This is a genomic window from Streptomyces sp. NPDC019937 (assembly GCF_040631655.1).
Lineage (GTDB): Bacteria > Actinomycetota > Actinomycetes > Streptomycetales > Streptomycetaceae > Streptomyces.
This window is the reverse complement of sequence record NZ_JBEYAL010000026.1, coordinates 55,748-78,711: the sequence shown is the minus strand read 5'-3', so window position 1 is coordinate 78,711 and position 22,964 is coordinate 55,748. Positions and strand designations below refer to the sequence as shown.

Sequence of the window (22,964 nt, the reverse complement as noted above, 5' to 3'; positions counted from 1 at the left end):
TGACCCAAGGATCGAAGCATCACTCGATCGTGGCGCTCACAGTCGACCGGGCGCCGGGTCCGCCGAGGTGAGGATCATGCGGTCCGGGACGTGGTGGGTGTCGCGGCGGGCCAGGGCCCAGTACAGGGCGGCGGGGGCGGCCAGGCCGATGAGCCAGGAGATGTCGGCGCCGCCCAAGGGGGCGACGAGGGGACCGGTGTAGAAGGTGGTGGCCAGGAAGGGGAGTTGGGCGAGGACGCCGAGGGCGTAGGCGGTCAGGGCCTTCCAGCGCCAGGCGCCGTAGCGGCCGTGGGGGTCGCTGAGCGCCGGGATGTCGTAGCGCTCGCGCGCGATGGCGTAATAGTCGACCAGGTTGATCGCGCTCCACGGGGTGAAGAAGGTCAGCAGGAACAGCAGGAAGTCCTTGAAGGAGGACAGGAAGCTGTCCTTGCCGAGGAGGGCGACGGCCGTGCCCGCGACCATGATCCCGGCGATGTAGGCGGTCCGGGCTCGCGGCGAGAGGGCGGCGTTGCCGCGGAAGCCGCTGACGCTGGTCACCATCGACATGAAGCCGCCGTAGGTGTTGAGGACGTTGATCGTCAGTTTGCCCAGCGCGATGACGAAGTACAGCAGTGAGGTGATCACGGCCGCGCCGCCGCCGAGTCCGACGACGTAACTGACCTCGTGGCCGACGAAGGCGTCGCCGGCCGCGGCGGCCGCGAGGGCGCCGAAGGTCATGGACCACTGGGAGCCGAGGACGCTGCCCGCGAGGGTCCAGGAGAAGGTGGCCCTGGCGGAGGTGGTGCGCGGCAGGTAGCGGGAGTAGTCGGCGACGTACGGGCCGAAGGCGAGCTGCCAGGACGCGGAGAGCGACACCGCCAGGAGGAAGAGCGGGAAGTCGAAGCTCCGGTCGTGGAGGAGGGTGGCCAGGTCGGCGCGGTCCAGCAGCCGGATCCCCAGGTAGACGAAGGCCAGGGCGCAGATGACGCCCGCGATCCGGCCCAGGGTGTGGATCAGGCGGTAGCCGACGGCGGCGGCCACGGCGGTGATCAGGGCGAAGAGGACGATGCCGGTCGTGTCGCCGAGGTGGGTGAGTTCGCCGACGGCCTGGCCCGCCAGCACGCTGCCGCTGGCGAAGAAGCCCACGTACATGACGATGACCAGCAGCAGCGGGACGATCGCGCCACGGACCCCGAACTGGGCCCGGGAGGAGATCATCTGGGGGAGGCCGAGCCGTGGTCCCTGGGCGGAGTGGAGCGCCATGACCGCTCCGCCGAGGACGTTGCCGACCAGCAGGGCGATGACCGACCAGAAGGCGCCCACGCCGAAGACGACGGCCAGGGCGCCGGTCACGACGGCGGTGATCTGGAGGTTCGCGCCGAGCCACAGGGTGAACTGGCTGAAGGCGGTGCCATGGCGCTCCGCGTCGGGGACGACGTCGATCGAGCGCCGCTCGACCAGGGGTGTGGGCATACGCCGCTACTTCTTCGTCAGGCCGTGGTCGGCGGACCACTGCGCGGCCACCTCGTCCGGGTCCTTCTTGTCCTTGTCGACCAGCTTGTTGAGGCGGGCCAGCTCGTGGGTGGTCAGGGCGATGCCGAGTTCGGCCAGGGCCTTGCGGACCTTGGTGTCGGCCTTGGCGCCGCGCACGACGGGGACGATGTGCTGGGCGGGGATGAGGGCCTTGGGGTCGGCGAGGATGACCCAGCCGTTGGCCTCGATGTCGGGGTCGGTGGAGAAGAGGTTGGCGACATCGACGTCGCCCTTCTTCAGGGCGCCCTTGACCAGGGGGCCGGAGGCGTCGAGGGCCTTGAACTCCTTGAAGGTGACGCCGTAGCGGGACTTGAGGCCGACGAGGCCGACGACCCGGTTCTTGTCCTCCGCCGGGCCGCCGAAGACGAGTTTGCCGTTCTGCTTCTTGAGGTCGGAGAAGCTGCGCAGGCCGTACTTGTCGGCGGTCTCGCGGGTGACGCAGAAGACGTCCTTGTCCTCGGCGGCCGCGTACGAGAGGGCTTCGAGGCCGGTGGGGAGGGCGACGGTGAGGGCGTTCTGCAGGTCGCCCGCCTGGGTCTGGGGGGCCTTGTCGTCGAAGTGGAGGAGCAGGTTGCCCTGGTACTCGGGGAGCAGGTCGATGTCGCCCTGGCGGAGGGCGGGGATGACGATTTCGCGGGAGCCGAGGTTGGGCCGGACGCTGGCCTTGACGCCCGCACCGCCCAGGGCCTCGGCGTAGAGGTAGCCGAGGAGCTGGTTCTCGGTGAAGTTGGCGGTGCCGATGACGAGGCCGCCCGCGCTGCTGCCGCCGCCCCCGCCGCCGGAGCCGTCGCCCTTCAGCGAGGTGATGCCGCCGCTGCAGGCGGCGAGGGTGGGTACGGAGGCACCGGCGAGCAGGCCGCCGAGCAGTTTCCTGCGGTTCATGGGTCTCCTTGGGGCAGGTCGGTGCGGGCAGGCGTCAGTGCGCGGGGGAGGGGGCGGGGCGGTTGCGGAAGAGCAGGCGCTGCACTCCGGCAAGGGCGAGATCCAAAAGGATGGCCAGGATGGCGACCAGGACCGCGCCGCCCAGGACCTGCACCAGGTCGCGCTGGGCGAGCCCGTCGAAGACGTAGCGGCCGAGGCCGCCGAAGCTGACGTACGCGGCGATGGTGGCGGTGGCGACGACCTGGGTGCAGGCCAGCCGCAGCCCGGTCATGATCAGGGGGAGGGCGAGGGGCAGCTCGACCTGGAAGAGGACCTGGTGCCAGCGCATGCCCTGGCCGCGTGCCGCGTCCCTGACCTCGGGGTCGACGGCGGCCATGCCCGCGTAGGTGTTGGTGACGATGACCGGGACCGCGAGGGCGACCAGGGAGATGTAGACCGGCCACATGCTCAGCCCGCTGGCCAGGAAGACCAGGGTGACCAGGCCGACGGTGGGCAGCGCGCGGCCGAAGCCGGAGAGGTTGATCGCGAGGAACGCGCCGCGCCCGGTGTGGCCGATGAGCAGCCCGACGGGGAGGGCGATCAGGGCGGCGACGAGGGTGGCGAGGACCGAGTACTGGAGGTGTTCCAGGAGCCGGGTCGTGATGCCGTCGGGCCCCGACCACTGGGCGCCGCTGGTCAGCCAGCGGCCGAGGTTCTGCAGCAGTTCGATCATGTCAGGCACGCCTCCTCAGCCAGGGGGTGCACAGCCACTGGATGGCGACCAGGACGGCGTCCGCGACCAGGGCGAGCAGGAGGGACAGGACGACTCCGGCGACGACCGGGGTGGGGTAGTCGCGCTGGAAGCCGTCGGTGAACAGCTGGCCGAGGCCGCCGTATCCGATGTAGCTGGCCACGCTGACCAGGGAGATCGCCATCACGGTGGAGACCCGTACGCCCGCCATGATCACCGGGAAGGCGAGCGGCAGCTCGACGGTGAGCAGGGTGCGCAGCGGGCGCGCGCCCATGGCGGTGGACGCCTCGCGCGCCTTGACGGGGACGCTGTCCAGGCCCTCGACGGTGTTCCGGAGCAGCACGGTCAGCGTGTAGATCGTGAGGCCGGTGATCGCGGTGGTGCGGGTGAGGCCGGTGATCGGCAGCAGCAGCACGAAGATCGCGATGGAGGGGATGGTGAAGAGGACGTTCGACATGCCGAGGAGGACGCCGCGCAGCGGCCGTACGCGGTGCGCGATGACCGCCAGCGGCACCGCTATCAGCAGTCCGAAGAGGACGGCCGGAACGGCGGTGGAGAGGTGGTCGAGGGTGAGCGTGGTGAGATCGTCCACGTGGTCGGGGAACCAGCCCCAGTCGACGGTCATGCGGTCACGCTCGCGTCGGGGTCGGGAGCCTGCGGGCGGCCCGCCTCCGTGTGGCGGCGGCCCGCGTGCTCGTGGATCCGGTCGCGCCCGGTGACGCCGGTGAGCACGCCGTCCGCGTCCACCCGGGCGACCAGCCCGGCGGGGGAGGCCAGCGACTCGTCGAGGGCGGCCAGCAGGGTGTCGGTGTCGCGCAGCGGGCGCACCGGCAGCAGCGGGGCCTTGTCACCGTCCGGGCCCTCGGTGTCGCGCCAGCCCAGCGGCTCGCCGCGGCCGGAGGTGACCAGCCGCCAGCGGTCCGTGCCGGCGGTGGGGGCGGGCTCCTGCGGAACGTCGGCGAGGGTGGACAGCGAGAGCAGCTTGAGCCCGCGCTCCGCTCCGAGGAAGCCCGCGACGAAGTCGTCCGCGGGGGCGGCCAGCAGCTCGGCCGGGGGCGCGCACTGCACGAGGTGGCCGCCGGTGCGGAAGATCGCTATCCGGTCGCCGAGCCGGACCGCCTCGTCGATGTCGTGGGTGACGAAGACGACCGTCTTGCGCAGCTCGCTCTGCAGCCGCAGCAGCTCGTTCTGGAGCTGGGTGCGGACGACCGGGTCGACCGCGCCGAACGGCTCGTCCATGAGCAGCACCGGCGGATCGGCGGCCAGCGCGCGGGCCACGCCGACGCGCTGCTGCTGACCGCCGGAGAGCTGGTGCGGATAGCGCTTGCCGGATCCGGCCGGCAGTCCGACCAGCTCCAGCAGCTCGGCGGCGCGCGCCCGCGCCTTGCGGCGGCCCCAGCCCAGCAGCAGCGGGACGGTCGCGATGTTGTCCAGGATCGTGCGGTGGGGGAAGAGCCCCGCCTGCTGGATCACGTAGCCGATGCCGCGCCGCAGCTCGGCGGCGTCGGCCTGGAGGACGTCACGTCCGCCGACGCTGACCGTGCCGCTGCTCGCCTCCACCATGCGGTTGACCATCCGGAGGGTGGTGGTCTTACCGCAGCCCGAGGTGCCGACCAGGACGGTGATGTCGCCCTCGGGTAGTTCAAGATTCAGATCGTCGACGGCGGTGGTGCCGTTCGGGTAGTGCTTGCTGACGTGCTTGAAGCTGATCATCCGCTTCCCCTTGCCCTGTCTGCATATAGTCATGCACAGTCATAGTCGAGTGAATAGAAGTCAATAGGTCTGCGTTAATCGCCGGTTACTTCTGCTCGCAATATGGGACGAAAACGCTTGGCGGCTAGCCCGATAAGGGTGCGTTCGGAAGGGGTTGCCCTGGATGGTGTCTCACATGCTGGATTCGACGGCCACCGGCGCGGCGACCGCCGCACCGGCCACGACGGCGGACCGCACCGCTGCTGCCGCGCCGCGGATCACCCTTGACGGCCGCGGCCTGCGCGTCGCCGACGTCGTACGCCTGGCCGACCGCAGAAACCTACCCGCCGCCCCCGACCCCGCCGCCCTCGCCCTCACCGAACGCGCCTGGGAGACCGCCGACCGGCTCGCCGCCACCGGACGGGTCTACGGCCGCTCCACCGGCGTCGGCGCCAACCGCACCGAGGACGTCGGCCCCGACGCCGACCACGGCCTGCGGCTGCTGCGCAGCCACGCCGGGGCCATCGGCGCCCCGCTGCCCGGCCGCGAGGTCCGCGCCATGATGGCCGTCCGCGCCAACCAGGTGCTCGCGGGCGGCGCCGGACTGCGCCCCTCCGTCGTCACCTCCCTCGTCCAGGCACTGGACGCCGGTGTCCACCCCGTGGTCAACGAATTCGGTGCGGTCGGCACCGGCGACCTCGCCGCCCTCGCCCAGGCCGGGCTCGCCCTCGTCGGCGAGCACCCCTGGGACCTCACCGACGCCGCCCCCGGCGGCCGCGCCCCCGACCCCATCACCCTCGACAGCAACGACGCCCTCGCGCTCATCAGCAGCAACGCCCTCACCCTCGGCCAGTCCGCCCTCGCGCTGGACGACCTGCGGCGGCTGCTGTCCGCCTCGCTCGCCGTCGCCGCGCTCTCGCTGATCGCGGTCGGCGGCTCGTACGAGGCGTACGCCGAACCCGTCCAGCTCGCCCGCCCGCACCCCGGCTCCATCCGCGCCGCCGCCCGCATACGCGCCCTCCTCGGCGCCCCCGCCCGGCCCACCCCGCCGCTCGGCCGCATCCAGGACCCGTACGGCTTCCGCTGCCTGCCGCAGATCCACGGCCCGGCGCTGGACGCCGCCGACGCGCTGGAGCGGGTGCTGAACGTCGACGTCAACGCCGCCGCCGAGAACCCGCTGATCAGCGCCGAGGACGAGGCCGCGTACCACCACGGCAACTTCTACGCCGCGCACGCCGCCCTCGCCCTCGACCACTTCCGGCTCGCCGCCCTGCAGACCGCGCGGCTGTCCACCGCCCGGCTCGCCGCGCTCAGCGAACCCGACTTCACCCGGCTGCGGCCCTTCCTCGGCGACCCCGCGCCCGCCAGCTCCGGCGTGATGATCCTGGAGTACGCGGCGGGCGCGGCCCTCGGCGAGATGCGGGCCGTCTCCCACCCCGCCTCCCTCGGCCACGCCGTGCTCTCCCGCGGCGTCGAGGAACAGGCCAGCTTCGCCTCGCTCGGCGCCCGCCAGACGCTGCGGGTGGCCGACCACTACCGGCAGGTGCTGGCCTGCGAACTGGTCGCGGCGGTACGCGCGCTGCGGCAGCGCGGCATGGAACCGGAGCCCGGCGTACCGGCGGCCACCGCCTACGCGCTGGCGGCGGAAGTTCTCGATCCGCGGATGGAGGACCGGCCGTTGACGGAGGATGTGGCGGACGCGGTGGGTCTGCTGGACCCGCTGGCCGACGTGTGCGAGGCCGTTGAGCTTGCCGTGGCTCGTGAGAGTGCCGAGGGTCAGGAGGACTGATGAGTACGGACAACGGGGTGGCGGGCATGGCCGGTGCGGCGAGTACGGCCGACGGGGCGAGTACGGCGAGCGCGGCGAACGGGGCGGTTTCGGGCAGCACCGCCCGTCTCCAGGCCCTGTTCGAGGGCCACCGCCTCACCCCCACCCAGCGCCGCATCGCCCACTGCATGGTGCGGCGGGCGGCCGACGCCCCGTTCCTCTCCAGCGTCGAACTCGCCGAACTCGCCGGGGTCAGCCAGCCCTCCGTGACCCGCTTCGCCGTCGCGCTCGGCTTCGACGGCTACCCCGCGCTGCGCAAGCACCTGCGCGACGTCGCCCCCGCCGCCGAGGAGCGGGCCGCCGGGGACGGGGCGTACAACGAGTACCAGCAGGCCGTGCAGTCAGAGATCGACAACCTGCGCCACCTCGCCGCCCTGCTCGCCGACCCCGAACCCGTCCTCCGCGCGGGCCGGCTGCTCGCCGCGTCCCGCCCGCTGCCGGTCCTCGGCCTGCGCGCCGCCTCCGCCCAGGCGCGCGGCTTCACCTACTTCGCGCGCAAGGTCCACCCCGACGTCCGGCTGCTGGACGAGGGCGGCACGATGCTCGCCGACCGCATCGACGCCGCCCACCGCGCGGGCGCCACCGCCCTGCTGTGCTTCGCCCTGCCGCGCCACCCGCGCGAGGTCGTGGAGGGTCTGGAGTACGCCCATGACACCGGCCTGACCGTCGTCACCGTCGCCGACAGCGCCTTCGCCCCGGTCGCCCGCCACAGCGACCTGCTGCTGCCCGCCGCTGTCGGCACCGGGCTGGCCTTCGACACCGCCTGCGCGCCGATGCTGCTGGGCCGGGTGCTGCTGGAGGCCATGTGCGACGCGCTGCCGGAGGCGCAGGCGCGGCTGGAGGAGTTCGACGCGCGGGCAGCCGCGCGCGGGCTGTTCGTGGAGTAGGTCCCCCTCTCACCTTTTTCTCAGCCACCCTGACTACAGTCCCGCGCTCGATGGCCTGAGACGTCGAGGAGGTCGGCAATGGGACGAGGGACGTATGCGCTGGTACGGGTTGCCGTGATCGTACGGGCACCCGCCGGATGGCTGTGGTGGTCCGGACTCCTGGCCGCGGGCATCGGAACGTTGCTCCCCGGCCTCACCGGACGCCGCATCGGCCTGCTGGCCGGGGCGGCCCTCTTCCTGCTCGCGGCCGCCGTCGTCTTCGTCGTGCGGCGGGGCCGGTATCTGACGCTGGCCCAGGAGGCCACCCGGGCGGCCAAGTCGGTGTTCCTCCAGGACCGCGCGGTGACCCTGCGAACCCGCCGCCGAGCCCTGCGGTGGTGGCTGCTCCTGGCCTTCCTGGCCGCCGTCGCCTCGTCCTTCGCCGTCCCCGCCGCGGGCGGGCTGTTGCTGGCGGGCCTCGGCGCGGGGCTGTGGGCCAAGGCGCTGTGGCTGGGCCGCTGGGAGCACGCCCACGACGCCCTGCTGTGGGTCCGTACGGACCGGGTCCCCCGGGGCCGCCCGGCGGGCCCCGCCGTCCGCGCCTACCAGACGACGGGCCCCGCGGCGGGCGACGCGGGGCCGGGCGGCGCGAAGCGGTGACCCCTGGCGGGGTGCGGGTGGGTGTGTTCGTGGGCGCGGGTGGGTGGTGACCCCACCCCTGCGACCCCGCCCCTCACGCCGATGGCCCTCACAAGGCCGTCAGCCCCTCCGCTTCGGCGCCGCCGCTTTCCGCCACGATCTCCGCCACCGTCTGGGGCTTCCGTACCTCCGCGAAGCGGATCCCGTCGCCGTCGGGTGCGAAGCCGTACACGCCCGGCCGGGGCAGGCTGTTGTAGGCGAAGTGGTTGGAGAAGTAGTACGCGCCCGTGTCCAGCAGGCCCACCAGGTCCCCTGCCGCCAGCTCCGGCAGGGCCCGGTTCTCGGCCACCAGGTCGCCCGCGAAGCAGCAGGGGCCCGCGATGTCCTGGGTGACCGGGCCGTCGGGGCCCGTGCGCTTGGGGTGGCCGTCCGCGTCGTACGTGGCGACCCGTAGCGGCCAGGAGGTGGGGGCGAAGACCGTACGGGTGGCCAGCTGCGCGCCCGCGTGCGTCACGGCGATCGGGCGCCCCCCGGCCGACTTCGCGTATTCGACGCGCGCCAGCACCACCCCCGACTTGGCGAGGAGCGACCGCCCGAACTCGGTGACCAGGCCGTACCGGCCGTCGAGGAGCCCCGGCACGGTGGCCTTGAGGAGTCGCGCGTACTCCCGGTAGCTGGGCGTGATCTCGTCGGAGGTGAAGTTCACGGGGAGGCCGCCGCCGATGTCGAGGGTGTCGATCTGGCGGCGGCCGATGGTCGCGTTGATCTCCTCGGCGAGTTCGTACGCGGCCCGGACGCCCGCCGCCATCAGCTCCAGCGGGCACCCCTGCGAGCCGACGTGGGCATGCAGCCGGGTCAGCCAGGGGCGCTCGGCGAAGGCGCGTACGACCCAGTCGCGCGCCCCTACGTCGCGCAGCGCGACCCCGAACTTGGAGGTCGCCGTGGCGGTGCTGAGCGCGTCGATGCTGCCGCCGCCCACCTGCGGGTTGACCCGCAGGCCCAGTGGGGAGCGGGTGGGGGCGGCGCCCACGAGCGAGTCGAGCCGGGCCAGCTCCTGCGGGTTGTCGGCGTTGAGGGCGATGCCCAGGTCGAGGGCTTCGCGCAGCTCGGCGGGGGTCTTGGCGGGCGAGTCGAGGACGATGCGGTCGGGGGCCGCCCCGGCGGCCCGGGCGAGGGCCAGCTCGCCGGGGCTCGCCACCTCGCAGCCCAGCCCCTCGTCGGTCAGCAGCCGCAGGACGGGCACGAGGGCGGCGGCCTTCACGGCGAAGGCGTGCAGAACGGGCGTGCCGGGCGCCACGACCTCGTCGAAGGCCGCCCGCAGCTCGGCCGCGGCGGCGCGGATGCCGGTGACGTCGAGCAGCCCCACGACGGGCTGCTCGGGGCCCAGCAGGCCCTGCTCGACGGCGGCGCGCACGGCCCGCTCCCGCCGCTCGACGGCGGTGGCCGGGGCCGGGTTCGAGACCGGGTTCGCAGTCATGCCCTCAGCCAACCACCCGACCGGGGCCACGGGCCAGGCCACCGGGTGCGCTTCGGCGGGGCGCGGAAACGGCCCGCCGCCGGGCCCTCGCCGTTTGGGTGCGCCGTTTGGGCGCGGAGGCGGGCCGGGGGCGAGGCCGCACCGACCCAGGGGGCCGCCCTCGCACGCCCCTCGGCACCGAGGACGCGCGTCGGTCCGCCGTGGTGCCGTGTCGGGGCAGGGCGGGCGTGTGGACCGGGCGTTCCGTACGCCGTCCCGGTGCGGGGCCGGGCCTCGACCCCGCGCTGACCCGGCGCCGGCGGGCGTCCCGCTCCGCCCGTACGCCCGACCGCACGGCTCGGCGCGGCGGCGGGCTCCCCGTCGGCGGCGGTCCGGACGGGGCCGGAGCGGGGGCGCGGCCGCTCACAGCTCCACCAATACCGCGCCCAGGTGGCGGCCCTCCAGCAACTCCACCAACGCGCGCGGGGCTTGGGCGATGCCGGTGAGTCGGGTGTGGGGGTAGGTGATCGCGCCCTCGCGCAGGGCGTGGCCGAACTCGCGCACGTACGTCGGCAGAGCGTCCGGGTGGTCGTAGGCGCTGATGCCGCGCAGGGTGACGCCGCGGGCGATGAGGGCGAGGGTGCTGATCGGGGTGGTGGCGAGGGCGCCGTCGGACAGCTGGGCGGCGAGCGCGCCGACGATGGCGAAGCGGGCCTTGCGGCGGGCCAGGGCGAGCGCGGCCCGCAGTTGCTCGCCGCCGACGGTGTCGAACAGGACGTCGATGCCGTCCGGTGCCGCCGCGCGCAGCTGCTCCTCGACGGGGCCCGCGCCACGGATCACGACGGCGTCGTAGCCCAGCTCCTCGACGAGCCGGTCGGCCTTCGCACGGGAACCGGTGGAGCCGATGACCCGCGCGGCGCCGTGGAGCCGCGCGAACTGCCCGGCCAGGGTGCCGACCCCGCCCGCCGCGCCGGTGACGAACACCGTGTCGCCGCGCCGCACCCCCGCGCCGCGCACGACGCCCAGCCAGGCGGTGAAGCCCTGGGAGAGGTACGCGGCGGGGTCGGGCAGCGCGGCGGGGTCGATCGGGGGCGCCTCGGCCGGGTCGAGGACGGCGTACTCGCGCCAGCCGGAGTGGTGGCGGACGAGGGCGCCGGGGGTCAGCCCGGTGTCCGGCGGGGCGCTGATCACCTCGCCGAGGGCGGGGCCCCGCATGACGTCGCCGACCCGGTTGCGCAGCTGCGGCAGGCCGAGGGCGCCGGGGTCGGCCGAGGTGAGCGGGCGCATGGCGGCGGTGACGCTCATCAGCCGGTTCCGTACCAGCACCTGGCCGTGGCCGGGGGCGGGCAGCGGGGCGTGGACGACCGCGAAGTGGTCGGTGGTGAGCGGCCCTTCGGGCCGGGCGGCGAGGCGCACCTCGCGATGGGTCGCGGGCAGGGACACGGCGGGCTCCGGGGGCGAGCGGCGGCGGGGGACGCCATGACGCTAACGAGATCGCTTCAGGGCATCTCGCAGATCCCGCGTTTCGTGGCTGCCGGTGTCCCCGGACGGCGTGGCCGGTCTCGGCGGCGCCGGGGTGACGGCTGGTCGGGCCGGACACGCTGATCGCCGGAAGAGTCCTGGTCGGACTGGCCTTCGCCGTGTGGCTGGTCTCGGTGGGGTGGTATCTGCTCTGCCGAACGGGCCTTGGCGGCCCGCCGGTCGAACCGGCGGGCCGCCAAGGAGGCGGGGTCAGGTGAAGTGGATACACCTGACGGTTTTCGCGGGGGTGATGTTCCTCCAGTGGGCGGCGTCGACGCTCCTGTACAGGCCGGTGCACCTGCCTTGCGAGGGGGCGCCCGAGTAGAGGAACACCTTGCCCGTGGTGGTGTTCTTCACCGATCGCATCGTGAATGCCGCGATCGGCACGTCCTTGAGCGGTGAGGGCCGGAGGAACGTCTTGCAGGTCCCCCTCAGATCCGCCTGCGAGCACAGCGTGACGCTGCCCGCCACGGAGGACCGCGTCTGCGCCGCTTCGGCGACGGGGACGGTGACCAGCCCGGTGACAAGCGTGGCCACCGCAAGGGTCGTGATCTGCTTGAACATGTCGGGACTCCTGTCTGCGAGCGCGTGACCTGCCGACCGGCAGAGACTGATTCCTGAATTCCACTCGGAAGACTGGAAGAACCCCGGTATTCGATATTTGCCAGGAAGTGCCCTGTTTAGTCGGTTTTGAGTGCTGTTTGTGGCGGCAGGGTGCGACTGCTGCCCGAGAAGGGTCAGGCGGTTACCGGGTTCGTTCGTAGTGGTGGTTGAGGCGGCGGGCGCGCCCTTTTGTGGAACCACCCGGGTGTATGCCACCGCCGCCCCTATTGACTAGCTATATTCATCGCATCCAAGATGTGAATAACTCGATCCAGTCGATGGCAGGGAGGCACGGCCCATGTCAGGACCGCGACCCGTACGGGCCCCGCGTGGTACGGAGCTGAGCGCCCGGGGGTGGCAGCAGGAAGCCGCCCTGCGGATGCTGCAGAACAACCTCGACCCGGAGGTCGCCGAGCACCCCGACAAGCTCGTCGTCTACGGCGGCACCGGCAAGGCGGCCCGCGACTGGCGTTCGTTCGACGCCATGGTCCGCACCCTGCGCACGCTGAAGCAGGACGAGACGATGCTCGTCCAGTCGGGCCGTCCGGTCGGCGTCATGCAGACCCACGAGTGGGCGCCGCGCGTCCTGATCGCCAACTCCAACCTGGTCGGCGACTGGGCGAACTGGGAGGAGTTCCGCCGCCTGGAGGCGCTGGGCCTGACCATGTACGGCCAGATGACCGCTGGCTCGTGGATCTACATCGGCACCCAGGGCATCCTCCAGGGCACGTACGAGACGTTCGCGGCCGTCGCGGAGAAGAAGTTCGGCGGCACCCTCGCCGGGACGATCACCCTCACCGCCGGTCTCGGCGGCATGGGCGGCGCCCAGCCGCTCGCGGTCACCATGAACGACGGCGTCGCGATCTGCATCGACTGCGACCCGCGCGCCATCGAGCGCCGTATCGAGCACCGCTACCTGGACGTGCGCGCCGACAGCCTGGACCACGCCCTCCAGCTCGCGACCGAGGCGCGCGACGCCCGCCGCCCGCTGTCCATCGGCGTGCTGGGGAACGCGGCCGAGCTGGTCCCGCAGCTGCTCGCGATGAACGCGCCGATCGACATCGTCACCGACCAGACCAGCGCCCACGACCCGCTGTCGTACCTGCCGATCGGCGTGGACTTCGACGAGATGGCGTCGTACGCCGCCGAGAAGCCCGCCGACTTCACCCAGCGGGCGCGCGAGGCGATGGCCCGGCACGTGGAGGCCATGGTCGGATTCATGGACGCGGGCGCCGAGGTCTTCGACTACGGCAACTCGATCCGGGGCGAGGCCAAGCTCGCGGGCTTCGAGCGCGCCTTCGCCTTCCCCGGCTTCGTGCCCGCGTACATCCGGCCGCTGTTCTGCGAGGGCAAGGGCCCGTTCCGCTGGGCGGCGCTGTCCGGCGACCCGAAGGACATCGCGGCCACGGACAAGGCGATCCTCGACCTGTTCCCGGAGAACGAGTCCCTGGCCCGCTGGATCAAGATGGCGGGGGAGCGGGTCCACTTCCAGGGGCTGCCCGCCCGCATCTGCTGGCTCGGCTACGGCGAGCGCGACAAGGCGGGCGAGCGGTTCAACGAGATGGTGGCCGACGGGACGCTCGCCGCGCCGCTGGCCATCGGCCGCGACCACCTGGACTGCGGCTCGGTGGCCTCCCCGTACCGCGAGACCGAGGCCATGCTCGACGGCTCGGACGCGATCGCCGACTGGCCGCTGCTGAACGCCATGGTCAACGTGGCCTCGGGCGCCTCCTGGGTGTCGATCCACCACGGCGGCGGGGTCGGCATGGGCCGCTCGATCCACGCGGGCCAGGTGACGGTCGCCGACGGTACGCCGCTGGCGGGCGAGAAGATCCGCCGCGTCCTGACGAACGACCCGGGGATGGGCGTGATCCGCCACGTGGACGCGGGCTACGACCGCGCCGACGAGGTGGCCGCCGAACGCGACGTCCGCATCCCCATGAGGGAGTCGGAGTGACCGTTGTGCCCGCCCGTCGGCCCGCACCCGCTCACGAAACGGAGGCTGAGACCACAGTGGGCACACCCCCCACGACCGGCGCGTCGTTCCACGAGATGTGGCGCGACCTCGCCCCCATCGGCCGCCACGCGGAATCCGGCGGCTACCGCCGCTATGCCTGGACCGGCGCCGACACCGACTGCCGGGCCTGGTTCCAGGCACAGGCGGAGGCCCGCGGCCTCACCTACGAGCTGGACCGCAACGGCAACCAGTGGGCCTGGCTCGGCGACCCCGCAGCCGGAGACGCCGTGGTCACCGGCTCCCACCTGGACTCCGTCCCCGACGGCGGCGCCTTCGACGGCCCCCTCGGCGTCGTCTCGTCCTTCGCCGCCCTGGACCAGCTCCGGACACGCGGCGTCGCGCCCACCAAACCCCTCGCCATCGTCAACTTCGGCGACGAGGAGGGCGCCCGCTTCGGCCTGGCCTGCGTCGGGTCCCGGCTCACCGCGGGGCAGCTGGGCCCGGAGCAGGCGCACGCCCTCCGGGACGCGGACGGGGTCACGCTGCCGCAGGCCATGGAGCGCGCCGGGTACGACCCGGAGGCCATCGGGCCCGACCCGGAGCGGCTGGCCCGCATCGGCGCCTTCGTGGAGCTGCACATCGAGCAGGGCCGGGCCCTGGACGACACGAGCCACCCCGTGGGCGTCGCCTCCGCGATCTGGCCGCACGGCCGCTGGCGGTTCGACTTCCACGGCGAGGCCAATCACGCCGGGACGACCCGGCTCGACGACCGCCGCGACCCGATGCTCACCTACGCGAACACCGTCCTCGCGGCCCGCAAGAAGGCTCGCCTGGCCGGGGCGCTCGCGACCTTCGGCAAGGTCGGCGTCGAGCCGAACGGGGTGAACGCGATCGCCGGCCTGGTGCGCGGCTGGCTGGACTCCCGGGCCCCCGACGAGGAGACCCTGGCCGCCGTCGTCGGCGAGATCGAGCGCGCCGCGGTCGAGCGCGGGCAGCGCGACGGGGTGGACGTCCGGGTCACCCGGGAGTCCTTCACCCCCATCGTGGAATTCGCCCACGACCTGCGTGACCAGCTGTCGGGCCTGCTCGGCGGCGTTCCGGTCCTCCCCACCGGGGCCGGGCACGACGCGGGCATTTTGTCCGCGTCGGTTCCGACCGCCATGCTGTTTGTAAGGAACCCCACCGGCGTCTCGCACTCACCCGCGGAGACGGCGGGCGAGGATGACTGCCTCGCCGGTGTGGCCGCGCTCGCGCAGGTACTGGAGGGGTTGGCGTGTCACTGACGGCGCAGACCTACTGGGCGGAGTACGCCTGGCTGGACGGGCAGGTGGTGCCGGACGTGGTCATCGTGGTGGCCACGGACGGGCGGATCAAGGCCGTGCGGCCCGGGAGCCCCCTGCATCCGGCCGGCTCCGTCACCCTGCGCGGTCTGACCGTCCCCGGCCTGGCCAACGCGCACAGCCATGCCTTCCACCGGGCGCTGCGCGGCATCGTGCAGGCGGGCGCCTCGGCGCGCCCGTCGGACGGGGCGGCGCCGGACTCCTTCTGGACCTGGCGCAAGGTGATGTACGAGGTGGCCGACCGGCTCACCCCGGACAGCTACTTCGATCTCGCCCGCGCCGTGTACGCCGAGATGGCCATGGCGGGCATCACCTGCGTCGGCGAGTTCCACTATCTGCACCACGCGCCCGGCGGCGGCCGCTACGCCGACCCCAACGCCATGGGGGAGGCCCTGATCGCGGCCGCGGCCGAGGCCGGTATCCGCATCACCCTCCTCGACACCTGCTATCTCTCCTCCGGTTTCGGCAAGGAGCCCGACCAGCACCAGCTCCGCTTCTCGGACGGCACCGCGGACGCCTGGGCCGAGCGGGTCTCCGCGCTGAAGAGCGACGGCAACACCCGCATCGGCGCCGCCATCCACTCGGTGCGGGCCGTGCCCGTCGATCAGCTCGCGACGGTGTCCGGCTGGGCCGAGGGACAGGCGGCGCCCCTCCACGTCCACCTCTCCGAGCAGACCGCCGAGAACGACGCCTGCGTGGAGGCGCACGGCTTCACCCCCACCCGGCTGCTCGCCGACCACGGGGTGCTGGGCCCGCGCACGACCGCCGTGCACGCGACCCACCTCACCCCCGGCGACATCCGGCTGCTGGGCCACTCGGCCACCGGTGTGTGCATGTGCCCGACCACCGAGCGGGACCTGGCCGACGGCATCGGCCCGGCCGCCCAGCTGGGCCAGGCGGGCTCACCGCTGTCCCTGGGCAGCGACAGCCATGCCGTGATCGACATCCTCGAAGAGGCCCGCGCCATGGAGCTGGACGAGCGGCTGCACACCCGCACCCGCGGCCACTGGACCGCCGCCCAGCTGCTGCGCGCCGCCACCGCCGACGGTCACGCGGCGCTCGGCTGGGGCGCGGACACCGGCCGGATCGAGGTGGGCGCGCTCGCCGACCTCACCACGATCGCGCTGGACTCGGTCCGCACGGCGGGGCCGCCGGCCCGGCTGGGCGCCGAGACGGCGATATTCGCGGCGACCAACGCGGACGTCCGGCACACCGTGGTCGGCGGCCGCCACGTCGTACGGGACGGGGCGCACCAGCTCGTCCCGCGCGTCCCCGAAGCACTGGCCGGAGCCATCGCGGCCCTGCACGGCTGACCAGGCCGACCAGGCCGACCACATTGACCAGGCCGACCAGGCCGAGCCGGCTGATCAAGGAGAACGCCCCCACCATGACCACCGCCACGGACACGGTCGCGACCCCCACCACGACCGCCCTCACCCACATCTCCAGCCTCGTCACCAACGACCCCTCCCTCGGCGAAGGCCCCCTCGGTCTGATCCAGGACGGGGCGGTCGTCATCGACGGTGACCGCATCGCCTGGGTCGGTGAGACAAGCAAAGCACCCGCCACCGACAACCGGGTCGACGCGGCGGGCCGGGCCGCCATCCCGGGCTTCGTCGACTCCCACTCCCACCTGGTCTTCGCGGGCGACCGCACCGAGGAGTTCAACGCCCGGATGTCCGGCCGGGCCTACAGCGCGGGCGGCATCCGCACCACCGTGGCCGCCACCCGCGCCGCCTCGAACAACGTGCTCAACGCCAACGTCGCCCGGTATGTGGTGGAGGCCCTGCACCAGGGCACCACCACCCTGGAGATCAAGTCCGGCTACGGCCTCACATCGGAGGACGAGGCCCGCGCCCTGTCCATCGCCGCCGCCCACACCGACGAGGTGACCTTCCTCGGCGCGCACATCGTCGCCCCCGAGTTCGCCGACGACCCCGCCGCGTACGTCGACCTCGTCACCGGCCCGATGCTCGACATGTGCGCCCCGCACGCCCGCTGGGTCGACGTCTTCTGCGAACAGGGCGCCTTCGACGGCGACCAGGCCCGGGCCGTCCTCACCGCCGGGAAGGAGCGCGGGCTCATCCCGCGCGTCCACGCCAACCAGCTCTCGTACGGCCCCGGTGTGCAGCTGGCCGTCGAGCTGGGCGCGGCCTCCGCCGACCACTGCACCCATCTCACCGACGCCGACGTGGACGCCCTGGCACAGGGCGACACCGTCGCCACCCTGCTGCCCGGGGCGGAGTTCTCCACCCGCTCCACCTATCCGGACGCGCGCCGGCTGCTGGACGCGGGCGCCACGGTCGCGCTGTCGCCGGACTGCAACCCCGGCTCGTCCTTCACCAGCTCGATGCCGTTCTGCGTCGCCCTGGCCGTACGGGAGATGGGGATGACCCCCGACGAGGCGGTCTGGGCGGCCACCGCGGGCGGGGCGCGGGCGCTGCGCCGCGACGACGTGGGGCGGATCGCCCCCGGCGCCCGGGCCGACCTCGCGCTGCTGGACGCGCCCTCCCACGTCCACCTCGCCTACCGTCCCGGCGTGCCGCTGGTCTCGGCGGTCTGGCGCGCCGGCACGCTCGTCTGACCGCGCATCGGAGGAACCGGGCACGAATAAGGACCCGTCCCGAACGAGCGGGGGCGGGCCCTTATCCGTCTGCGGAAGCGTTACTCCTCGATCATCAGTCCCTTGCGGAGCCGGCGGAGGGTGCGCGACAGCAGTCTGGAGACGTGCATCTGGGAGATGCCCAGTTCCTCACCGATCTCCGACTGCGTCATGTTGGCGACGAAGCGCAGGGAGAGGATCTGGCGGTCCCGGGCGGGCAGATCGGCGATCAGGGGCTTCAGGGACTCGACGTACTCGATGCCTTCGAGCCCGTGGTCCTCGTAGCCGATGCGGTCCGCCAGCGCGCCCTCGGAGTCGTCCTCCTCGGGCTGGGCGTCCAGCGAGCTGGCGGTGTACGCGTTGCTCGCGGCCATGCCCTCGACGACCTCGGCGGTGGTGATGTCCAGGCGCTCGGCCAACTCGCCGACGGTCGGCGCGCGGTCGAGCCGCTGGGCCAGTTCGTCGCCGGCCTTGGCCAGGTCCAGCCGCAGCTCCTGCAGCCGCCGGGGGACGCGCACGGACCAGCTGGTGTCCCGGAAGAAGCGCTTGATCTCGCCGACGATGGTCGGCATCGCGAAGGTGGGGAACTCGACACCCCGACCCGGTTCGAACCGGTCGATGGCCTTGATGAGGCCGATGGTGCCGACCTGGACGATGTCCTCCATCGGCTCGCTGCGGGAGCGGAAGCGGGAGGCGGCGAACTTGACCAGTGCCAGGTTCAGCTCGACCAGGGTGTTGCGGACGTAGGCGTACTCGTGGGTGCCTTCTTCGAGCACCCCGATCCGCTCGAAGAGCGTCTTCGAGAGGGCCCTCGCGTCGACCGGACTCACCGTCTCGAACGACGGGATTTCCGGCAGATCGGACAGTTCGGTCAATTCGTCGAAGGAATATCCGGCGATCGCCTGGGCATCCGCATCAGGGACGAACTGTTCGGGTACGTGAGTCGACGAGGCGGTGGCCCTGGTACTCCAAGACGGGTCGGTACGCGAGTCGTCGAGCTGGGGTGACATAGTCTCCTCCGTCGTTCTCGGCATATGGCTGCCGATGCCATGACGTGCTGCTCCGGTGAGCGGCGCCTCCAAAGCCGGGCCGTGTTCGGATGTGTTCCTCCTACGCCTACCCGTATTCGCTGGTGCGTGGCAAGTCCACGTTGTCCATATTTGCCGAACTATGCGAAATGTTCGGCTACCGGAGGACCCGCCAAAGGCGTAAGGTTCATTGCGCGCAATCGAAAGCAACGAGACGCCAGAAGAGGTGCGCACATGGACCGCGGGATGGTCGGCAGCGCCAGCAAGGGCCGGCTCCAGGTCGAGGTTCGGCACCACGGGGCGAGCGCGGTCGTGACACCGACGGGTGAGTTGGACCACCACACCGCCGAGGTGCTGCGGGAGCCGCTGGAGAAGTGCGTGGAGGGGGGACGCGTGCGACTGGTGGTGGACTGCTCGCATCTGGAGTTCTGCGATTCCACCGGGCTGAACGTGCTGCTCGGCGCACGTCTGAAGGCCGAGGCCGAAGGCGGGGCCGTCCATCTGGCCGGCATGCAGCCGGTCGTTGCCCGTGTGTTCGAGATCACCGGCGCGGAGGCCGTTTTCACGGTCCACGAGTCCCTTGACGCAGCGCTGGTCGAGTGATCTCCGCCACTCCTGTTCCCGGTGTGTCGGCAGGGTGTCATCGAGGCGTTGTCCGCGTCACATGAGCCGTACCGGGGAAGTGGGTGTTCTCACGCTTTGGCCGGGCAGGAGACAGGCTGAAACTGTTGAAGAGATCAGGTATCCCTTGTCCCTGAATCGGTGAATCGGTGAGGTGAAGCGCTGATGAGCACCACCCGGCCGTACCCGCCGGGCGACCGCGGCCCGGATCCGGACGGCCCTGCCGCTTCGGCTGCCCCACCGGCCACTCCTCCCCCCGGGCCGCCCCCCGGGCGGATCCGTCAGCTCCGCAGGCTCCATCTGATCGGGGCCAGCGGTGCGGTGCCGCGCGCCCGGGACTTCACGCGCGAGGCGCTGCGTGACTGGGGCTGGCTTCCGGCCGCGACCGCTGATCAGCGGGCCGCGGCGGAGGATGTGCTGCTCGTCGTCTCCGAGCTGGTCACCAATGCCTGCCTGCACGCCGACGGCCCCGAGGAGCTGCGGGTCAGCTGCAACGCGAAGGTGCTCCGCCTCGAAGTCGTGGACCTCGGCACCGGGACGCCCGCACCCCGCACCCCGCACCGCGCCGGGCGGCCGGGCGGCCACGGCATGTTCATCGTGCAGCGGCTGTGCCTCGACTGGGGGGTCGTGCGGAACGCGGAGGGATCCGGCAAGACCGTCTGGGCCGAGCTGGCCGCGCCCGCCTGAAGAGCACGGCCCCGGCCCCTCTCCGCCCGGGTGCCGAGCGCCCTCCAGTACGGCCCTCCGGGGCCGTCTTCCGGCCCGTTGTCCGGCCCGTCTCGGCCCGTGCTGACGTGCCGCACCCAGTTCATCCATGTCACGCCGATTCGGCGTGCTCTTTGTCTTCCCTCGGCAAGGTCCCCGGCGTACTGTCGGCGCCCGATCTGATGTGCCGTCAGTTAGCTTGCGGCTGCGGCGCTTGGCGAGAGGGGATCTCAGGTGTCCCGACCACAACGCCGTACGGCCAGTCGCGGCGGTGCCCTCACGTTGGCCGCGGCCGTGGCCGGTTCGGCGGTACTGCTCACCGCTCCGGCCGCCCACGCGGCCACGGTGGACGTCAACTATCAGTGCAAGACGCCGATCGGCGACAAAAGCGCCGTATCGCCCATCGATATCAAGGGCGTTCGGAGCGGCAGCGCCTACAAGCTCACCATGTCCTTCGAGAAGGGTGTCTCCTCCAGCCCGGTGGAACTGGGCAAGGGGGCCATGCATCCGAGCGCGCTCATCAAGCTGGGCGGCGCGGAGACCGGCACCGTTTCGGTGTCGGGCCCGCCCAACTCGCAGGCCATCCCCGCCAACACGCCCATCAAGATCAGCACCCTGACGGGCACGTACACCCCCAAGAAGAGCGGAAAGGTCACCTTCACCGCCTCGACCCTGACCATCAAGGCGCTGGGCACGACCACGACCTGCACGCCGGGCAACAACCCCAAGCCCTCGCTGACCCTGGACGTCACGGCCGCGGGCGGCTCATCCGGCGGCTCCGACTCCACCGGGGGCACGAGCGGCAGCGGCGGTACGGGCGACAGCGGCGGTACGGGCACCACGGGCGGCACCGGCAGCACCGGCGGTACGAGCGGCAGCGCCGGTACGAGCGGCACCGGTGGCGGCGAGCTGCCGCAGACCGGACCCGCCGACTCCGCCATCGCGCTCGGCACCCTCGGCGGCACGGTGCTCCTCACCGGGGCGGCCGGGGCGCTCTGGCTGACCCGCCGCCGGCGGGCCGCGCGCTAGAAGCGGGCGATGCCGTCCCGTACCGGCGCCGCGTTCCGCGCGTGCGCCGCCGCACTGACCGTGGCCGCGGCACCGCTGGGCGCGGTCGCGGCGCCCGCCGCTGCCGCCGGGCCCGGCTGGTCCGCGGCGCCCGCGCCCGGCGCGGGCAGCGCGCCGGACGCCGCCGACCGGCCGTACTTCTACCTGGAGGGACGGCCCGGCACCGTACTCCGGGACAAGCTCTCGGTCACCAACAAGGACCAGCGCCCCCACACCCTCCGGCTCCGGAGCGAGGGAGCCGAGGGCACGTGGATCGCGTTCGCCGCCCGCACGCTCAGCGTCCCGGCCCGCACCCGCGCCGACGTCCCCTTCACCGTCACCCTCCCGCCCGACGCGGCGCCCGGTGACCGCTCCGGCGCGCTCGTCGTCACCGGCGACGGCCACCGGACCGGCGTACGGATGCGCCTGCGGATCAGCGGGGCCACGCTGTCCGCGCTCTCCGTCGAGGACGTCACGGTCGTACGGACCGGGGACGGCGGCGGGGCGGCCATCCGCTACGCGGTCGTCAACCGCGGCAACACCGCGCTGACGCCACGGCTGGCCGTACGCGCCGACGGCCTCTTCGGCGCGGTGCTGCGCCGGGACGCCCGCACCCTCCCCGTCCAGGTGCCGCCGGGCAAGCGGGTACGGCTCTCCGAGCGCTGGCCGGACGCCCCCGCCCTCGACGCGGTGGACGTGAAGCTCACCGTCACCGCGGGCGGCGGCGCGCACGCGGCGGCCTCCGCCACGTACACCGCCGCCCCCGGATGGCTGCTCGCCGCCGCGGCGGCCACGGCGCTGGGCGCGGCGGGCGGCGGCGCCTGGCTGGTGCGCAGACGCACACGCGGCCCGAGCCGGAGCCGGAGCCGGATGGACGGTACGGAGTCAGGAGCGAGCGCGTGAACGCCGGTACGCACCACCGTCGGTACGCCGGGCTGCTGGCCGCCCTGCTCACCGTGCTCGCCCTCGTCGTACCCACCCCCGGACCCGCCGCGGCGGCCGACGACGGCCCGGCCGCGAAGGTGTCCCGGGGACAGGCGGGCACGGGCGGCACGATCACCGTGAGCGGCACCGGCTGGCGGCCGCGCGCCCTGCTCACCCTGCTCATCTGCGGTCAGAACATGATCGGCGGCACCAACTCCTGCGCCAACGCAGACGGCAGGGCGGTCACCACCGGAGCGGACGGCACGTTCCGCCGGAAGCTGCCGGTCACCGAACCGCCCAAGCCCTGCCCCTGCGTCGTCCACGTCGCGACCGTGACCGGCGAAGCCGCCGCCGCGGACGTGGCGTTCAAGGTCGCCGGACATCCCGTCGCGCCCCTGCCCGAGCAGCGCACCGGAGGCGAACGGCTCAGCGTGCTCAGCGCGCGGCTCGACGGGTCGAGCGGGCTGCTGACCTGGTTCGGCGCGCCCCCACAGCGACGGCTCGTCGTCACCGTCGGCAATCTCGGCTCGACCCCCGCCCGCGACCCGGTCTTCAAGGTGGGCACCGCGCACGGTGTCTTCGCCCCCGACTGGGAGGAGCAGCAGTGGCGGGGCACGATCCAGCCGGGCAAGAAGGCCCAGGTCAAGCTGCCGGTCGAGTTGTCGGCCGGCGCGCACGGCGACTACCGGGTGTCGCTCGAGTACGGGCGCAAGGTGCTCGTCGAACAGCCGTGGGGCGTGGGGCGGCCCTGGGGCGTGACCCTCTTCTGGATCCTGCTGTGCGTCGTCGTCCCGGCGGCGGTCTTCCGTATCGGCATGGCCGTCGTGGACAAGGTCCGGCCGCGCACACCCCCGGGCGGCGAGGCAGACAAGGCCGACAAGGCCGCCTCGGCCTCCCCGGCCACCGCTCTGCCCTGGTTCACCCCGGACACGCTGCCGGGGACACCGACGCACCACCTTTCCGCACCGTCCGAGGAGAACCGACCGAACCCGAAGGGAACGACGTGAGGAC

General features: G+C 72.9%; 21 protein-coding genes. 12 read left to right on the top strand and 9 right to left on the bottom strand.

Annotated features, from left to right (window positions below):
* Positions 1-36 precede the first annotated feature (36 nt).
* From ABZ562_RS25355 to ABZ562_RS25335, 5 genes are read right to left on the bottom strand one after another with little or no spacing between them, the layout of a single operon-like run.
* On the bottom strand, positions 37-1,452 hold the full coding sequence (locus ABZ562_RS25355) for a cytosine permease (protein ID WP_361483826.1): 1,416 nt from the start codon (positions 1,450-1,452) through the stop codon (positions 37-39).
* Between the two features lie 6 nt (positions 1,453-1,458).
* Positions 1,459-2,394 (bottom strand): ABC transporter substrate-binding protein, encoded by a 936-nt coding sequence (locus ABZ562_RS25350; protein WP_361483824.1) that lies wholly within the window; start codon positions 2,392-2,394, stop codon positions 1,459-1,461.
* Positions 2,395-2,428: 34 nt separating this feature from the next.
* Complete coding sequence (locus ABZ562_RS25345; RefSeq protein WP_361483822.1) at positions 2,429-3,106, bottom strand: ABC transporter permease; 678 nt, start codon at positions 3,104-3,106, stop codon at positions 2,429-2,431.
* A 1-nt stretch (position 3,107) separates the two neighbouring features.
* On the bottom strand, positions 3,108-3,749 hold the full coding sequence (locus tag ABZ562_RS25340; RefSeq protein ID WP_361483820.1) for an ABC transporter permease: 642 nt from the start codon (positions 3,747-3,749) through the stop codon (positions 3,108-3,110).
* Positions 3,746-4,837 (bottom strand): ABC transporter ATP-binding protein, encoded by a 1,092-nt coding sequence (locus ABZ562_RS25335; protein WP_361483925.1) that lies wholly within the window; start codon positions 4,835-4,837, stop codon positions 3,746-3,748. Before ABZ562_RS25335 ends, ABZ562_RS25340 begins: the two co-directional genes overlap by 4 nt.
* Before the next feature lie 175 nt (positions 4,838-5,012).
* Between ABZ562_RS25335 and ABZ562_RS25330 the strand changes: the two genes are divergently transcribed.
* The 3 genes from ABZ562_RS25330 (at position 5,013) to ABZ562_RS25320 (ending at position 8,170) form a co-directional block, all read left to right on the top strand.
* Positions 5,013-6,605, top strand: a complete 1,593-nt coding sequence (locus ABZ562_RS25330; RefSeq protein WP_361483819.1) for an aromatic amino acid lyase — start codon at positions 5,013-5,015, stop codon at positions 6,603-6,605.
* Positions 6,606-6,631: 26 nt separating this feature from the next.
* Entirely contained in the window at positions 6,632-7,531 is a 900-nt protein-coding gene (locus ABZ562_RS25325; RefSeq protein WP_361483923.1) for a MurR/RpiR family transcriptional regulator, read from the top strand.
* Positions 7,532-7,609: 78 nt separating this feature from the next.
* Positions 7,610-8,170, top strand: coding sequence for a hypothetical protein (locus ABZ562_RS25320; RefSeq protein WP_361483817.1), 561 nt, complete (start codon positions 7,610-7,612; stop codon positions 8,168-8,170).
* A gap of 88 nt (positions 8,171-8,258) precedes the next feature.
* Here the strand turns inward: ABZ562_RS25320 and ABZ562_RS25315 are convergent, their stop codons facing one another.
* From ABZ562_RS25315 to ABZ562_RS25305, 3 genes are all read right to left on the bottom strand, one after another.
* Positions 8,259-9,626: a diaminopimelate decarboxylase gene (locus ABZ562_RS25315; RefSeq protein WP_361483816.1), complete on the bottom strand. Its 1,368-nt coding sequence runs from the start codon at positions 9,624-9,626 to the stop codon at positions 8,259-8,261.
* Between the two features lie 402 nt (positions 9,627-10,028).
* Positions 10,029-11,048: an NADP-dependent oxidoreductase gene (locus tag ABZ562_RS25310; RefSeq protein ID WP_361483814.1), complete on the bottom strand. Its 1,020-nt coding sequence runs from the start codon at positions 11,046-11,048 to the stop codon at positions 10,029-10,031.
* 288 nt (positions 11,049-11,336) lie between these two features.
* Positions 11,337-11,690, bottom strand: coding sequence for a hypothetical protein (locus tag ABZ562_RS25305; protein ID WP_361483812.1), 354 nt, complete (start codon positions 11,688-11,690; stop codon positions 11,337-11,339).
* 337 nt (positions 11,691-12,027) lie between these two features.
* Here ABZ562_RS25305 and hutU point away from each other — a divergent pair, with 337 nt between their 5' ends.
* From hutU to hutI, 4 genes are all read left to right on the top strand, one after another.
* Positions 12,028-13,686 (top strand): urocanate hydratase, encoded by a 1,659-nt coding sequence (hutU, locus tag ABZ562_RS25300; RefSeq protein ID WP_361483810.1) that lies wholly within the window; start codon positions 12,028-12,030, stop codon positions 13,684-13,686.
* Between the two features lie 95 nt (positions 13,687-13,781).
* Positions 13,782-14,969 (top strand): allantoate amidohydrolase, encoded by a 1,188-nt coding sequence (locus tag ABZ562_RS25295; protein ID WP_361483921.1) that lies wholly within the window; start codon positions 13,782-13,784, stop codon positions 14,967-14,969.
* Positions 14,966-16,339 carry a formimidoylglutamate deiminase gene (locus tag ABZ562_RS25290; protein ID WP_361483919.1) on the top strand — a complete coding sequence of 458 codons (1,374 nt, stop codon included), beginning with the start codon at positions 14,966-14,968 and terminating at the stop codon, positions 16,337-16,339. The genes ABZ562_RS25295 and ABZ562_RS25290 overlap by 4 nt, the downstream gene beginning before the upstream one ends.
* Positions 16,340-16,413: 74 nt before the next feature.
* Positions 16,414-17,610, top strand: a complete 1,197-nt coding sequence (gene hutI, locus ABZ562_RS25285) for an imidazolonepropionase (protein WP_361483808.1) — start codon at positions 16,414-16,416, stop codon at positions 17,608-17,610.
* A gap of 80 nt (positions 17,611-17,690) precedes the next feature.
* Here the strand turns inward: hutI and ABZ562_RS25280 are convergent, their stop codons facing one another.
* Positions 17,691-18,638, bottom strand: coding sequence for an RNA polymerase sigma factor SigF (locus tag ABZ562_RS25280; RefSeq protein WP_361483806.1), 948 nt, complete (start codon positions 18,636-18,638; stop codon positions 17,691-17,693).
* A gap of 252 nt (positions 18,639-18,890) precedes the next feature.
* Here ABZ562_RS25280 and ABZ562_RS25275 point away from each other — a divergent pair, with 252 nt between their 5' ends.
* The 5 genes from ABZ562_RS25275 (at position 18,891) to ABZ562_RS25255 (ending at position 22,960) form a co-directional block, all read left to right on the top strand.
* Positions 18,891-19,259: an STAS domain-containing protein gene (locus ABZ562_RS25275; protein WP_055557610.1), complete on the top strand. Its 369-nt coding sequence runs from the start codon at positions 18,891-18,893 to the stop codon at positions 19,257-19,259.
* A gap of 183 nt (positions 19,260-19,442) precedes the next feature.
* Complete coding sequence (locus ABZ562_RS25270; protein WP_361483804.1) at positions 19,443-19,964, top strand: ATP-binding protein; 522 nt, start codon at positions 19,443-19,445, stop codon at positions 19,962-19,964.
* Positions 19,965-20,216: 252 nt separating this feature from the next.
* The gene (locus tag ABZ562_RS25265; protein WP_361483802.1) at positions 20,217-21,011 is read left to right on the top strand and encodes an LPXTG cell wall anchor domain-containing protein; all 795 of its coding nucleotides are present in this window, start codon (positions 20,217-20,219) and stop codon (positions 21,009-21,011) included.
* A gap of 9 nt (positions 21,012-21,020) precedes the next feature.
* Positions 21,021-21,932: a hypothetical protein gene (locus ABZ562_RS25260; RefSeq protein ID WP_361483801.1), complete on the top strand. Its 912-nt coding sequence runs from the start codon at positions 21,021-21,023 to the stop codon at positions 21,930-21,932.
* Complete coding sequence (locus tag ABZ562_RS25255; protein ID WP_361483799.1) at positions 21,929-22,960, top strand: neocarzinostatin apoprotein domain-containing protein; 1,032 nt, start codon at positions 21,929-21,931, stop codon at positions 22,958-22,960. The genes ABZ562_RS25260 and ABZ562_RS25255 overlap by 4 nt, the downstream gene beginning before the upstream one ends.
* Positions 22,961-22,964: the final 4 nt, after the last annotated feature.